Origin of the sequence: Shewanella sp. S1-58-MNA-CIBAN-0166 (assembly GCF_040310085.1) — a bacterium.
Classification (GTDB): domain Bacteria; phylum Pseudomonadota; class Gammaproteobacteria; order Enterobacterales; family Shewanellaceae; genus Shewanella.
In genome coordinates this window covers 20561-34639 of sequence record NZ_JBEOPN010000022.1, presented here as the reverse complement: position 1 = coordinate 34639, position 14079 = coordinate 20561, and the positions used below count along the sequence as shown (strand labels likewise).

General features: G+C 42.4%; 14 protein-coding genes. All 14 read right to left on the bottom strand.

Translation table 11 applies throughout. From position 1 onward, the window contains the following. Nucleotides 1-87: 87 nt before the first annotated feature. Entirely contained in the window at nucleotides 88-531 is a 444-nt protein-coding gene (locus AAEY99_RS13860; RefSeq protein WP_351010894.1) for a GNAT family N-acetyltransferase, read from the bottom strand. A gap of 97 nt (nucleotides 532-628) precedes the next feature. Then, nucleotides 629-1015 carry a DUF2306 domain-containing protein gene (locus AAEY99_RS13855; RefSeq protein WP_335692625.1) on the bottom strand — a complete coding sequence of 129 codons (387 nt, stop codon included), beginning with the start codon at nucleotides 1013-1015 and terminating at the stop codon, nucleotides 629-631. 69 nt (nucleotides 1016-1084) lie between these two features. Then, entirely contained in the window at nucleotides 1085-1801 is a 717-nt protein-coding gene (locus AAEY99_RS13850) for a ZIP family metal transporter (protein WP_351010892.1), read from the bottom strand. 141 nt (nucleotides 1802-1942) lie between these two features. Next, complete coding sequence (locus AAEY99_RS13845; RefSeq protein ID WP_351010890.1) at nucleotides 1943-2935, bottom strand: alpha/beta fold hydrolase; 993 nt, start codon at nucleotides 2933-2935, stop codon at nucleotides 1943-1945. A gap of 94 nt (nucleotides 2936-3029) precedes the next feature. After that, entirely contained in the window at nucleotides 3030-3953 is a 924-nt protein-coding gene (locus AAEY99_RS13840) for a formate/nitrite transporter family protein (protein WP_192116474.1), read from the bottom strand. Between the two features lie 281 nt (nucleotides 3954-4234). Then, a complete protein-coding gene (locus AAEY99_RS13835; protein WP_101087447.1) occupies nucleotides 4235-5032 on the bottom strand; it encodes an EcsC family protein in 798 nt (265 codons plus the stop codon). Between the two features lie 249 nt (nucleotides 5033-5281). Continuing rightward, the gene (locus AAEY99_RS13830) at nucleotides 5282-5974 is read right to left on the bottom strand and encodes a hypothetical protein (protein WP_101087448.1); all 693 of its coding nucleotides are present in this window, start codon (nucleotides 5972-5974) and stop codon (nucleotides 5282-5284) included. A 237-nt stretch (nucleotides 5975-6211) separates the two neighbouring features. Next, nucleotides 6212-6598, bottom strand: coding sequence for a septal ring lytic transglycosylase RlpA family protein (locus AAEY99_RS13825; RefSeq protein ID WP_351010888.1), 387 nt, complete (start codon nucleotides 6596-6598; stop codon nucleotides 6212-6214). 258 nt (nucleotides 6599-6856) lie between these two features. After that, complete coding sequence (locus AAEY99_RS13820; RefSeq protein WP_101087450.1) at nucleotides 6857-7873, bottom strand: formate dehydrogenase subunit gamma; 1017 nt, start codon at nucleotides 7871-7873, stop codon at nucleotides 6857-6859. 48 nt (nucleotides 7874-7921) lie between these two features. After that, nucleotides 7922-8518: a formate dehydrogenase FDH3 subunit beta gene (gene fdh3B / locus AAEY99_RS13815; protein WP_101087451.1), complete on the bottom strand. Its 597-nt coding sequence runs from the start codon at nucleotides 8516-8518 to the stop codon at nucleotides 7922-7924. Nucleotides 8519-8543: 25 nt separating this feature from the next. Further along, nucleotides 8544-11393: a formate dehydrogenase subunit alpha gene (locus AAEY99_RS13810; RefSeq protein WP_101087452.1), complete on the bottom strand. Its 2850-nt coding sequence runs from the start codon at nucleotides 11391-11393 to the stop codon at nucleotides 8544-8546. A gap of 16 nt (nucleotides 11394-11409) precedes the next feature. After that, nucleotides 11410-11607, bottom strand: coding sequence for a twin-arginine translocation pathway signal (locus tag AAEY99_RS13805; protein ID WP_011635548.1), 198 nt, complete (start codon nucleotides 11605-11607; stop codon nucleotides 11410-11412). 51 nt (nucleotides 11608-11658) lie between these two features. Continuing rightward, the gene (locus tag AAEY99_RS13800; protein ID WP_011635547.1) at nucleotides 11659-12324 is read right to left on the bottom strand and encodes a TorD/DmsD family molecular chaperone; all 666 of its coding nucleotides are present in this window, start codon (nucleotides 12322-12324) and stop codon (nucleotides 11659-11661) included. A 10-nt stretch (nucleotides 12325-12334) separates the two neighbouring features. Then, the gene (locus AAEY99_RS13795) at nucleotides 12335-14014 is read right to left on the bottom strand and encodes a 4Fe-4S binding protein (protein WP_351010886.1); all 1680 of its coding nucleotides are present in this window, start codon (nucleotides 14012-14014) and stop codon (nucleotides 12335-12337) included. Nucleotides 14015-14079: the final 65 nt, after the last annotated feature.

Genomic DNA, 14079 nt, shown 5'->3' with positions numbered 1-14079 from the left:
AGGGCGTTTATCTGTTCATTTACTAATACTAAGTCACGATAACAGGCAACATAAGGAAGGCTCGAGCTTTACGCGGGGTTATTTATTTTACGGTGTTTGTAAAAATTTAATAAACTCGATCTTACTGTCGGTTATTGACCCATTATCCTCATAACCGCAGATTTGATAACCACTCGCGATAAGCATCTGTAACATGGCAGGAAATTGATTCATCGATTTAACACTAATAGATTTAAAGCCATTATCAATCGCCCAAGACTCTTGCATAAGTCGCAGCTGAGATGCAACTTTCATGTTGCGATGCTCAGGAACTACACCGCCTAACCAGCTGTAAAACTGACCATCAGATAACGTATAGCCCACTTTAAACCCCACTGGCTTGTTATCTAATTCTGCCACTAAAATCAGATAGTTTTTGCCTGCTAATCGGTTTTCGATAAGGTCCACAGACATTGCTTTTTCAAACTCTGGAATTTGCGCTAATACCGCCAAAATATCTGATACCGTGCCTGAGCCAAACTGGTATTTCATGAGTCCACCCGTTTATGTTTAACCATGTCATCCACTTTCATCGTTAAACTCATCATGGATAATAATGTGTAAAAGCGTATTGCAATCAATCAACTGGTTAGCTAAAAATCCAATCATTCAATAATCTACCAGGCATAAAAGCAAAGGTGCCCGCGACAATGAGACCACCACAATACAATATAATCATGCTTCGTTTGTGTCCCCGAACATTGCCTTTTTTAATATAAAAATAGCCAGCAGGAACAGCGTAAAGCGTTAGAAGACTTAACAAATGAATATAGCCAAAGTGATTCAAAAAGCGACTTCCGAGTTGAGCAGGCATAAACAGTGACACGATGGCAGTGAACAACATCAACACCATATAATTTTTGCCTAATGCTTTGTGTTTAGGCGTACCTTTTCTAACAATAAGTAAATAAGTGCCAATGAAAAATGCCGGCACTACAGTGACTAAATGCAGATAAGATAAATTGATGTAATCCATTTGTTTTTATTCCCAGTTCATTACGTTGATGCTTGCAGAATTATTTAGCACGACTATGTAGCACAGAGATCATGACGTGGTTAACATTAATCCCAACATACCAAGACAAAAACCAAATACAGCTCCCATTGGCGGTGCCCAACGTTTTTCTAGTTTTACCTGAGGAGCCAAATCTTGAAATATGGAGTAGAGAATACCGCCAGATGCGAAAAGCATCACTGCCGCAATAATTTCTGGTGACTCTGATAACCACAAATAACCACACATTGCAGCTATGGGACCCAGCATTGCCATTAAACAAAACATGATGATTATTTTTTGGGGTTTATACGCAGAAGATGCATTTAATTCACGGTAGGCACTAAATCCTTCTGGCACATTTTGTAACGCGATTAACGCTGCCAATAAGAACGCGTTGTTACTTCCTGTCGCAAATGCAGCACCCAAAGCGATTGATTCAGGAATAAAATCTGCCAGCATGGCTGCTAGTTGAGAGGCTGGGGTATCTATTTTGTTAAGGTAAATATCAAGGGCCATAAAACTCAGTCCACCAGCCATAAGCCACATACAAGCAGGTAATGGCTTAAGACTCGCTATGCCCTCTGGCACCAAAACCAAAGCAACCGCTGACAATAAAGCACCGCCGCCAAAAGCCATGACACTGTGCCTAAATTCCTGTTCGAGCCACTCACTGCTCACGTTCTCAAAATGGGCAATTAAAGCGCCTAATGGCATAGCCAAACCAGCAAGCAGTGTGGTTGCTAAAACAGTTAGCAGCAAAGACATGTTTTAATCCTTTAAAAGGTATAACGCCGCAGTAATTTGCCATAATCGGTTTAAGCCATACAATTATGGAACCATTTTTGGCCATAATAAGTGCAGCGAATACACAAAAATGCTAGAGATTTAAGCCAGGTTTTATGTTTATTATTGCTCAAGAGCCTGATGAAATGCTTTTATGAAAACATCATAGTCTTCAAACTGGGGCATATGACCTAATCCTGGCAACTCAATCAGTTTTGAACCTTTAATCAATTTCTGAGTATTAATACCCAGATTTTTATAGTCGCCTAATGTTCTGGTTACGCCTTCTTTTAACCACCCTCTACCAGGGCCGGTTTTATCTCTGGTGCCAATAATAAGTACTGTTTCATTGTTAATTTGTGAAAACCTATCGACAATGTTTTCTGAAAAAATCGGGCCGTAAGTTAAGGCATTATTCCAAGCAACAACTTGCCAATCATCCCCAGCAAGCATTCCTCTCACAGGCTCTAACAGCTTCTCGTATTCGCTTGACCATTTGCCATCATAATAATTTTTCTTCTGATAGTTTCTCGCTTTCTCGAGTGTTTTAGTGAGCTCATTTTTATAGAAAAAGTTAACATCTTTAAACTGCACATATTTGCCGTAATCTTCTAAACCAATAGGGTTAATCAGAATCAATTTATTAACCGCACTAGAATAATTAGCCGCAAATGTAGTCGCTAACATCCCGCCCATTGAGTGACCAACAAGATCAAATTTTTTGATATCTAAACTGTCCAATAATAACTTGGTATTTAAAGCTAATTGGCCGAAACTATACTGATAAGCATTTGGTTTTGAAGATTTACCAAAACCGATTTGATCTGGAATAACGACTCGGTATTTTCTTTTTAGCAGGTCATTTGCAATCCTTTCCCAGTAATAGCCTGAGAAATTTTTACCATGCAACAACACGATGACTTTGTCTGCATTTTTATCACCAATATCCATATAACGCATTTTTAAATCTTTATTTTGCGAGTTAACATTAAATGTTTTAACTTCAAAGGGATAATCAAACCCATCTAACTCTTTATTATACTTAACCGGACTTGCAGCCAATGCCTGTGATACCACTGCAAATAGCGTCATTAATACCAAACAAAATTTCTTCATATTACCCTCATTCAAATAAATCATTCACAAACAACAAAACGCACCATGACAGCCATTTTGATTTAAAACAACCTCGCTTTTTTCAACCGTAAACCTACATCTCTTGTCGAACTTGGCCATAAGCTAACATCGCAAACAGCCCTGTACCGCCAATGATGTTACCCACTAACATAGGGCCGATATGGTGCGACAACGCAGTAAAAAAATTCATTTCACCATTAAGTACCAAACTAAATATTTCATTAGACCCGGCAATAACGTGAGTAAATTCTCCAGCAGCAATGAGCCATGTAAACATAATAATGACCAACACTTCAGACCCTTTGGCCGAGGGTAGCATCCACACCAGTGCGGCAATAAAAAAGCCTGCTGGTATGCCGCGCATTAATGTCTCTGAAGGCGTTAACTCTGCAACATGGCGAGATATCTGGAGGATAGCGGTAAGGATGTCTTCTGTCAGTATGTTACCGTGCACGACAATTGCCGCCGTGAAAAACGTGCCAACAAAATTTGCTGCTAACACAATTCCCCATAAGCGAGCGGTGCAAACAAGAAGATGTTTTGTGGTGTTAGCGAGTAGCGGCAGCACCACGGTGATGGTGTTCTCAGTAAAAAGTTGCAGCCTTGCGAGAATGACTAAGACAAAACCAAAAGTGTAGCCAAGGCTTTCGATGATAGACAAATAAGGATGATCGGAGCCTATGTTGCTGCGGATAATACCTTCGGCCAAAACAGACGCTGAAATGCCGATACCAGCCGCTATTCCTGACCACCACAACGACATCAACGGCCGATCGAGTTCTTCTTGACCTTCACGCAAAATAATAGAATAAACCGTAAGCGATGAAAGACTGCCATGTTCAATCACTGCATCACGCTCAGATTCTGTCAGCGATATCTCTGGTTGCGTCGGCTGACTCTCGCGTACTTCACGCATCTCAACCTTGTCGCCACACTTTGAATCACTGGTTATTGTCGATTGGGTATTTTCGGTCTGTTCCGGTCCGTGCAGTGTCATATTGATATCCTTTTCTGGCTTAAATTTAGCTTGAGGTCCCATTTAAGTACATAAAGAATAGATGCTTTATATCATCAATTCAACAAACGTTGCCGCCTCACAAATGACCATCAATACATTATTAATAAGTCATGTATTGATGGTCTACTGCGATGCTTATTGAACCTCTACTAGGATTAACCGATGGAATAAGTAAATCCAAATCAAAATTATTGCTAAAATTCAAAGCACACTTGTCATTTACTAGCCGAATAAAAACGGGTTAATTTCACGAATTATGGTTATTGATTACCATTTTTAGGTAACGACTGATAAGCACTTTTTACGGTTTCATACCCATATATACGCTCTAATTTTCGCACAATAAAATGACCTCGGGCCATATCTTGAAAGTGATCAATAAACAAAGTATTGATTATGGCACCGCCTGCCGCACCGATAGCAGGTACAGCTTGTGCCGCTGCTTTTTGAGTCACTTGAACACCAAATTTTTCAGCGATTTTAGTAATAAGTTTGACTAAAATAGGCGCGGCTTCATCGGTAATACCTTTTTTGACCATAAACTCAGCTGCTTCAGATACTGATTTTGCTAGGGCAGCTCTTACTGCAAAATATCCCGATTCACTACCATCATCTAAATCACTTTCGCCCCCTAGTGCGAACACCTCTAAACAAGCCATTTTTGTTTCTAGAGTAGTAATAAACTCACCTTCACTACGAGCAATATCAGCGATAGATCGCAGCATGATTGATGTTGAAATAGGAAGCTCAACAGCTATCGCAGCTAATCCAAAGAAACCGCCCACACCACCACTCGCAGCAACGCCTAATTTATGCCAAAGATTGGACGATTCTTCTCCGGGAATATCTTTCATGGTAAATATTGCCGCTTCAGACGCTTTAATTAGCGACTTTTCGGTCACTTTAGCGATATTTTTATTCCAGTTATCCGGTAGAAGCGCTAACCCTTTCTCAATAGGGGTACCGATTAAATTAGTTATTTTTACCGCTAGACCAGGATTTTCTAATAGTGATTTAGCAACTAAAAGCTCTTTTTTATGTGATTCTGAAATATTCAAATAACCCCCTTAGTTGTGAAGTAACGTAGTGCTGCGATTGTGTTTTGCACCTCAAGAAGCGCTTATCACCAATTTGAAGTAAAAGGACATTGGTTGCAAATCAACTTAACGCGCTTATTCGACAATATTCCCACTGCGCCATTGTATTCAAAACAGCGGACACGGCTTTAGCCTTAGACAGCTCAGGTTAATTTGGTAAACAAATAGTGTTGTGGACTTCATAAATGATGGGAAAAATGTTGCTAGGAATTATTTATCTAACGCGGGTAAATAGCCACGACCTTCTTTAGGCAAATTACTCACGCCTTCAGTGGTGTCATTTAGCGCGCTGCCATAATTATCACGACAGTAAACACAAGGGCTCATTTTATTCACAAAACGACCCTTTTTGGTATATTTCCTCAAATATGCGTGTGAAATATCTACATTACCTCGATGTAATTCAACGACATTACCCACTTTTTGTCTTAAATCACTTATAGCTGCATCTTCTGCGCACATGTTGTCATTGGCACAGCCCCAGCCGATGACTTCTTTGCTGGGATCGCGGTGTAAATATTTAGCCGCGGCCCAAGGGCCACCGTGGTGACCGGTTGGTTTACCATCGGGAAAATTTGAGGGCCTATTGGCCAGCTCGTATGCAATACGTTCAAGCTTATCGGCTGGGGCTCTATCACAGAGAGTGTCATGAAACGCAGGACGCGCTGTGGTGACAAAATAATTATGATTATGGCTTATTTTTAAATCGCGGCAATGGGCTGAACTTTCAACTTTATTTATGCTTTCTATCTTAGCTACTGCATCACTGCAGGCTAATATTTGGTCACTCACATTCAGATCTACAGCCTTTATCCATTCCTTTGTAATAAGGTAAAAACGATGTGCTTCGACAACAAGCATCGACGTTTTTAATTCACCTATAGAATATTCAATCTCGATCATATCTTCTGCAACACTTCCACATAGTTTTTTAATCTGGTTAATTTCGCAGCCTATTACATTACAATTTAAATAATGACTTACTGTTAAACCGACTCTTATAAAAGCTCAGCTAAAGAAAGCGAAACCAAACCATATGTTAAACGTTCGCCTATGAAACCGACCATACGGCCAGTTGATTAGCAAGCTGGATTATCTTCGATGCCAGGTCAGCAAGACATATTGCGCCATAGAAAAGTGCTAACGAACGACTTCAATGTTAACGTCAATTAAACCACTAGATATATTGCCAATACTGCTGAAGGCAGACTTTGAAAGATCAATGATGCGCCCTCTAACAAACGGACCACGGTCATTAATTTTAACGATAACACTTTTACCATTATGGGTATTAGTCACTTTGACATTAGAGCCAAATGGTAGCGTTTTATGCGCAGCGGTTTTTTGATTATGCTGATAGATATCACCGCTTGCAGTCTTGTTGTTTTGATGTATATCACTATAGTACGAGGCTTTACCTGACTCAGTGAAACCTATCCTATCTCCACTACCTGATTGGATAGTAGAACAACCTGCCAATATAAAGGCAAAGAGTAAAAATTGAATATTTCGAGAAATGGCTATCATTGTTTGTCTTTTAGTTTGGTCACACAACAAGCCTATAGAGCGACTCGTTTTCTAGTGATTTAATAATATCCTGCACACTAACTGAGTTTGAACAGTGATTCAAATTAAACCGCCATCATCTACTACAAGCAATTCCACTCATTACAAAGGTCTTAAAGTTATTAACGTGCCAACAGCAATAAAAAACACCTTGTTAGTTACCCAACAAGGTGTTTTATCTCTGCCATCAATCTGGTGTATTAACACCAGAAAGCAGGGCTACTCTTTGTATTTTAAGCTGCCATCGGCTTTGATTTCGTCGTACCACACATTGTGGTGCTGCGAAGCCCAGTTTTCGTCACAATAGCCAGATACCATACACTCCATACCGCCTTCACTGAGTACGGTCGCCATCCAAATATGTACTATGGTAAATGCGATTAGAATCGTCGCACTTAAGCCATGTACAAGTAAGGCGAGCATTGACAGTTCGCGCGGTAAATCCAGTGTTGGAAACACTAACATTATGCCTGTTATGCTGATGCTTAGACCAAAAATAGCTAAGGTCCAAAACCACATTTTTTCACCCGCGTTAGCAAATCCACTGTCTGGATGTTTGCCTTTAAACGGACCAAAATTAATGTAGCCACCCACCACTAAAAACCATTTCAAGTCATACATTTTGAAGGTTTGTAGTGGCATCCATTTGATAACACACAACAGCCAAGACACCATAAAAATGGGGCTAGACCAGTCATGGGCAAACTTGCTAAAGGCGATGATCCCCGCCCAAATACCGTCACCGACATAAGGGGCTAAGAAATGGCGTCCGAGCATAATGATTATACCGGTCAGCATCATGATTAAGCATGAAACTGCCATAGTCCAATGTAACCAGAGATCACTTTTACTCCAACGAAGTACCATTTTGCCCGAAAAGCCTTTACTCAGTTTAGATGGACCATTAACGAAGTAAAACACTAAAAAGGCTGCAAAAACACCGACAACGGCTAAGCCGAGTGCGGGTTTCAGGTAGGTATTTCGCAATATCTTGCCTTCATTACCCGATACATTTATCAGAACATCAGCATCAAGGCCTTTGTCTGTACTGTATCCCGGTTCGCCGGCTTTTACTGCGCGCCAGAGATCTGCATCACTGGTTTTAGACTTTGCTTGTTGCTGACTTGATTGTTCATCGGCGGCATACACCATTGATGTAACCAACCCCAATCCCATACACAGAACCAACAGAGCAAACATCCTGCGCAGTGATTTGTTTAACGTTAAAGTTAACATTGTCACTCCTTATATGACTGCGAAAATTATCGCAGCCATTGCTCTGGGTTAGATCATTTCGCCTGTTTTAGGATTGTAGCCCCAAATTACATTTGGATTACCGCGTGCAGCCATACGTTGACGGTAAATGTCAGACACTATGCCTGCATCGCCGGCTAACAATGCTTTGGTTGAACAAAGCTCTGCACACATTGGTAATTTGCCTTCTGCAATACGGTTTGAACCGTATTTTAGACGCTCGGCTTCTGAATGATCTTCTTCTGGGCCACCAGCACAGAAAGTACACTTATCCATTTTGCCACGGCTACCAAATGCAGACTTCTTAGGGAACTGCGGTGCACCAAATGGGCAGGCATAGAAGCAATAGCCACAACCGATACACGTATCTTTGTTATGTAGCACAATGCCGTCTTCGGTACGGTAGAAACAGTCGGCCGGACATACAGCCATACATGGTGCATCGGTACAATGCATACATGCTACTGAGATTGACGCTTCTCCTGGTTCACCATCATTAAGCGTTACCACGCGGCGACGCTGAATACCCCACTCTAAAGCAGAGTCGTTTTCGTTTTTACATGCTGTGACGCAACCGTTACACTCGATGCAGCGTTTGGTGTCACACAGAAATTTCATGACTGCCATAATGGCTTATCTCCTCATCAAGTGTTTAGGCTTTGCTTATTTGACACAAGCTAGACTTGGTCTCTTGCATTTGCGTTACGACATCATAACCATAGGTCATTACGGTATTGGCAGATTCGCCAATCACATAAGGCACGGTTCCTTCAGGGTAATTTTTGGCTAAACTCTTGCCTTCAAATACGCCTGCAAAGTGGTATGGCATAAAACATTCACCTGCAATAACACGTGGTGTCACCATTGCCTTAACAGTAATTTTTGCACCTTCTGGACTGTGAACAAATACGTCATCGCCATCACGTAAACCGCGATCTGCAGCGTCTGCTGGATTGATCTCGATAAACATTTCTTGCTGCAATTCAGCAAGCCAAGGGTTACAACGGGTTTCTTCACCACCACCTTCGTATTCAACCAAACGTCCGGTTGTTACGGCTAGTGGGTAGTCGGTAGCAAAATCCTTGTCTTGAATTGTTTTATAAAGCGTTGGTAGACGAGCCACCATACGATCTTCATAAGTAGGGTATTTAGCCACTAAGTCACGACGAGGGGTATATAACGGTTCGCGATGCAATGGAATATCGTCAGGGAAGTTCCACACAATACAACGCGCTTTAGCGTTACCGTAAGGAATACAACCATGCTTAATTGCCACACGTTGAATACCGCCTGAGATATCAGTTTTCCAGTTTTTACCTTCAGCTTTGACTTTTTCTTCTGCTGTTAGGTCGTCCCACCAGCCAAGCTGCTTAAGCATGTCGGCGGTAAACTCTGGGTAACCATCTTCAATTTCAGAGCCTTTTGAGAAAGAGCCTTCAGCCAGAATGTTATTGCCTTCGTGTTCAACACCATAACGTGCACGGAAGTTACCACCACCGTCTTTCACTTCACGTCCGGTGCGGTACAAGATTTGAGAACCAGGGTGCTTCTGCTCTGGTGTACCCCAACATGGCCAAGGTAAACCATAGGTTTCGCCTTTAGCTGGGCCGCCGGGTGCTTCAAGTGAGTTAACGTCGAATGTGCCCCAGTTTTCTTGGTGCATTTTCAAACGCTCAGGGCTTTGGCCTGTATAACCAATAGTCCACATACCGGTGTTAAATTCACGGGTAATGTCTTCCACTAATGGCTCATCGCCATTAACCTTGATGTGCTTACAGAATTGATCCGCAACGCCCCATTTTTTGGCCAGTTTATACATGATGGTGTGATCAGGTAATGACTCAAATAATGGTTCGATAACTTGCGTACGCCACTGCAGTGAACGGTTGGAGGCTGAAACCGAACCGTAGGTTTCAAACTGAGTTGCCGCAGGTAATAAATACACTCCATCTTGGCGTTCGTGCATAACACCCGCCATGGTTGGGAATGGATCAACGACCACAATGGTATCCATTTTATTCAGTGCTTCACGGATTTCACGACCGCGAGTTTCGGTGTTAACTGACTGACCCCAAAAGAACCCCAGACGAATATTGTCTCGTTGAGCAATCTTGGTTTTGTCTTCTAACACACCATCATGCCAACGCGAACAAGGAATACCCGCAGATGTTTGTGGCGATTGACCTAAGTATTCACCTTGGTCAAAACGCTCGGTGATCCACTTTGGTTCAAGGTCCCACACATTAGCCCAATGGTCCCATGCGCCAGACGTTAAGCCGTAATAACCAGGTAAGTTATCAAATAACAAACCAAAGTCAGTCGCACCCTGTACGTTATCGTGACCACGGAAAATGTTAGTTCCGCCGCCTTCTATACCCATGTTGCCAAGGGCAAGCTGTAAAATACAGTAAGCACGAGTGTTAGCATTACCAATGTGATGCTGAGTACCACCCATACACCAAACGATAGTGCCAGGCTTAGTTTCTGCCATCATTTTAGCGACACGGTACATTTGTGCTTTTGGCACACCGGCAATGTGTTCGACTTCTTCTGGAGTGTATTTTTTCACTTCTTCTCGGATACGTTCCATGCCGTATACACGTTGAGAAATGAACGAATCATCTTGCCAGTCGTTTTCGAAAATGTGCCATAGCAGACCATAAATAAATGGAATGTCAGTACCTGGACGAATATGGACATATTCATCAGACTTAGCCGCTGTACGGGTAAAACGTGGATCGACTACGATGATTTTGGCACCGCGTTCTTTACCAATCAAAATGTGTTGCATCGCCACTGGGTGAGCTTCACATGGGTTAGACCCAATAAACATCATGCATTTTGAATTGCGGATGTCGTTAAACGAGTTAGTTTGCGCACCGTAGCCCCAAGTGTTTGCAACACCGGCTACCGTGGTAGAGTGACAAATACGAGCAGAGTGATCGACGTTGTTAGTGCCCCACATTGCTGCTAATTTGCGATACATATAAGCTTGTTCGTTCGAAAATTTAGCACTACCCATAAAGTAAACTGAATCAGGACCAGACTCTTGACGAATCGACTCCATTTTGTCGCCTACTTCATTGATGGCTTGATCCCATGATAGACGCTTCCATTTACCACCTTCTAGCTTCATTGGGTATTTTAAGCGTTTTTCACCATGACCATGCTCACGTAATGCTGCGCCTTTAGCACAGTGTCCACCTTGGTTAAATGGATGATCGAACGCAGGCTCTTGCCCTGTCCACACACCATTTTGAACTTCAGCATAAACACCACAACCTACTGAACAATGTGAACAAATAGTTCGTTTTATTTCGGTAGGTGCGTTGTGCGGTACATCTTTAGCTTCAGCTTTACGCATCATACCTGCGCCAAGCATTGAAGCCGCTGCAATACCACCCGTCGCCAAACTGGCAGACTTGAGGAATTGACGTCGGTTAAGACCTAGGCCTGACTTTTCAGCTTTAGTGGCCGTGTCTGTTTTGCGGGTTAATCGCATCACACACTCTCCTTTGTTATTTGCTTAACGAAGCATAGTAATTGCGAATATGCTCAGTTTCGCGATAGTTATTACCCGTAGGCTCTTCTGTAGACGGTTTAGTGACTTGAGCAAGTGCGGGTGCACTGACACTGGCCACAGCACCTGCCGCACTGCCGAGCGCTAATGCTTTGAGCATTTGGCGACGACCCATGTCGGAAGCTTGCTTTTTCATATGGTCTCCTTGTTGATATTAAAGATGAGGCTGAATAAGCCGTCATCCAATTTAGTTAATTTGTACAACCTCTTCTTCAAGCGGATCTAAGTCAGCACTACCTGGACAATTCACCGGAATATCCAAACTCAGTTGTTCAAATTCATTGGCTTCAGCGGTAAAAAATGCTTTAGCTAATTGCGCGACGTTTAGGTAAAAATTAGCACTAGGTGTTTTAGCCAAATTATCGCAAAAACGTATAATCCAACTGCCAATATGACGTTGATAAAACGCTAACTGACGGTAACCTGGTGCTTCCAAAATTAAGCAGCCCATGACTTCGCATAATGCAGCGACATGATCTTCTGGTTCTTTAACATTCTCTTCACGTTCAAAGCCTAGTAGCATCAGGTCACTCCGCAATGCCGCTAAGGGTTTATCCATTAAAGAGCCAGTCATAAACCAGCTGCCATAAGGCATAATCTCACCACTGCCTACGCCTAAGAAAATGGCAAAGTATTCATCTTCTAGGGTGTTGGTATCACTATTTTCTGCTGCCAGTTTTAACGCATTCCATGCTTGACTCATGGTATTGCCATCCTCGGCCTCTACCTCTAAACCAGCTAAAAACTGTAATAACTCAGTATTGGGTTGGCGACGAAATAACGCAGCCAGCAACTGATATATATCGGCTCTTAACTGATCATTCTCACTTACTTGTCTTCCTGTTTCTGTCATAGGAGATCTCTTATTGCAATTGCTTTTCTGGATCGTCAAGGATGTCTTCAAACATGTCTTTTACACGGCAATCGCCACACATTTTCAAACGTTCAATATTGGCGCTAAACGCACTATGCTCACCTACCATCTCAATTATTTTTTTCACCATAGATTGGGTGGCAAATTCACTACCACATCGAATACATTCAAACGGAGGCTCATGTTTTAATACTTGAACTTGTTGTCTTGCAGACTGATTGAAGTTGATTTGAGGTAGTAAACTAATGACGTTTTCGGGACAGGCCGCTTCACATAAACCGCATTGGACGCAATCTTGCTCAACAAATTTAAGAGCAGGAGCGTCGCCGCCATCCTTTAACGCTTGGGTTGGACACGTTGACACACACGACAAACATAATGTGCACTTGTCACTGTTAATGCTAACCATACCGTAGGGAATATTCGCCATGGTTAACACGTCATCAACACCTGCAGCTTGACTGTTAAGGTGGTCAATCGCTTGGAACATAATATTGCGTTTTACATTGGTATTAGGTTCGATAGCGTTCAAGGTCATCGGCATTATCACTGGCCAAGCTAAACTAATGGCTAGCGCCTCATCTAACTGGGTTAGCTCTGACGGTGTAATTAAACGAATCCGTTGTGGCTGTCCCATTTGGTCGAGTATGCGATTCGCTAATGTAGACTCACCTTTAAGCATTTGCAGTAATGTTGGTGCCGTAACCGGAGTGTGTAGAATTAAAATTTCGCGTGCACCATTGGCTAATGCAGCCAACCAATGATCAATACTTGCTACAGTGATCTCTTCCATTGCAACAGGTAACACGTCACCGCTTAGCTGCTCGTTAATCCATTCTGCGCCAGCTTCATTGTCATGAAATAATATTACTGGGGCAGTTTGCGCTTCTTGACGATAACGACTAATTAACTTTTCGAGGTAAGTATGCAGTGAGGCTGGGGTTGGTAAATCATAGCTTAACGCCCCAGTTGGGCATGCATTAGTACAGCTGCCTGCGCCATGACAAAGATAAGGGTCAATTTCAATTTTATGTGCAACGCTACTAATGGCATCAGCAGGGCAAAAGTTTAAACAACGATTACAACCGCTTAAACCGTGTTTATCATGGGCGCAAATATCGCTGTTAACTCGGACATAGCGCGGTTTATCAAACTCACCGATTAACTCTGGAATACTGGCAATCGCATCGGCAAGTAAATCGCTGTCTTGGCCGACATAAAAGTAACCAGGAGGAAGCATTTCAAGGTTAATGCATGGGCTGTGGCTTAAATCGAGCACAATATCAAAGTGCGCTTGGCGTATGGCGACCACACTTAGTTCGGTAATACCGCTTTCACCTTCAACTTTGACCTGAAACTGGCCTAAAAAACCTTTAACGCTGGCCAATTTATTGTAATAACTTTCAACATCAGTGGCAGCATTCATCACCGCTTCAAGGTGAGTTTCATCTTGGTTAGTGATCGCTTCATTGGCTAAAATGACTCGGCTTGCCATTGTGGACAATTTGTCCGCAGCTAAACGCGCCAGATCTTCAGGCCCAATAATAAGCACATGCCCCTGGGTGGTATAGCTAACAGTGGGCGGAATTAAATTTTGCAAAATCTGCGTATTCGCCATCACCTGTTGTCGTGCTTGTTTTAGCTGTGGCTGGTTTTTTCTTATACTCATTGCGTTCCCAATTATCGGTTTTTATACCTCATTAACAGTGATAGCTCAGTTCACTGTTCACGCTT

Bases quoted from the DNA above. Each gene is read 5' to 3' on its own strand.
- AAEY99_RS13860 (WP_351010894.1), bottom strand. From the start codon at position 531: ATGAAATACCAGTTTGGCTCAGGCACGGTATCAGATATTTTGGCGGTA.
- AAEY99_RS13855 (WP_335692625.1), bottom strand. From the start codon at position 1,015: ATGGATTACATCAATTTATCTTATCTGCATTTAGTCACTGTAGTGCCG.
- AAEY99_RS13850 (WP_351010892.1), bottom strand. From the start codon at position 1,801: ATGTCTTTGCTGCTAACTGTTTTAGCAACCACACTGCTTGCTGGTTTG.
- AAEY99_RS13845 (WP_351010890.1), bottom strand. From the start codon at position 2,935: ATGAAGAAATTTTGTTTGGTATTAATGACGCTATTTGCAGTGGTATCA.
- AAEY99_RS13840 (WP_192116474.1), bottom strand. From the start codon at position 3,953: ATGACACTGCACGGACCGGAACAGACCGAAAATACCCAATCGACAATA.
- AAEY99_RS13830 (WP_101087448.1), bottom strand. From the start codon at position 5,974: ATGATCGAGATTGAATATTCTATAGGTGAATTAAAAACGTCGATGCTT.
- AAEY99_RS13825 (WP_351010888.1), bottom strand. From the start codon at position 6,598: ATGATAGCCATTTCTCGAAATATTCAATTTTTACTCTTTGCCTTTATA.
- AAEY99_RS13820 (WP_101087450.1), bottom strand. From the start codon at position 7,873: ATGTTAACTTTAACGTTAAACAAATCACTGCGCAGGATGTTTGCTCTG.
- fdh3B (WP_101087451.1), bottom strand. From the start codon at position 8,518: ATGGCAGTCATGAAATTTCTGTGTGACACCAAACGCTGCATCGAGTGT.
- AAEY99_RS13810 (WP_101087452.1), bottom strand. From the start codon at position 11,393: ATGCGATTAACCCGCAAAACAGACACGGCCACTAAAGCTGAAAAGTCA.
- AAEY99_RS13805 (WP_011635548.1), bottom strand. From the start codon at position 11,607: ATGAAAAAGCAAGCTTCCGACATGGGTCGTCGCCAAATGCTCAAAGCA.
- AAEY99_RS13800 (WP_011635547.1), bottom strand. From the start codon at position 12,324: ATGACAGAAACAGGAAGACAAGTAAGTGAGAATGATCAGTTAAGAGCC.
- AAEY99_RS13795 (WP_351010886.1), bottom strand. From the start codon at position 14,014: ATGAGTATAAGAAAAAACCAGCCACAGCTAAAACAAGCACGACAACAG.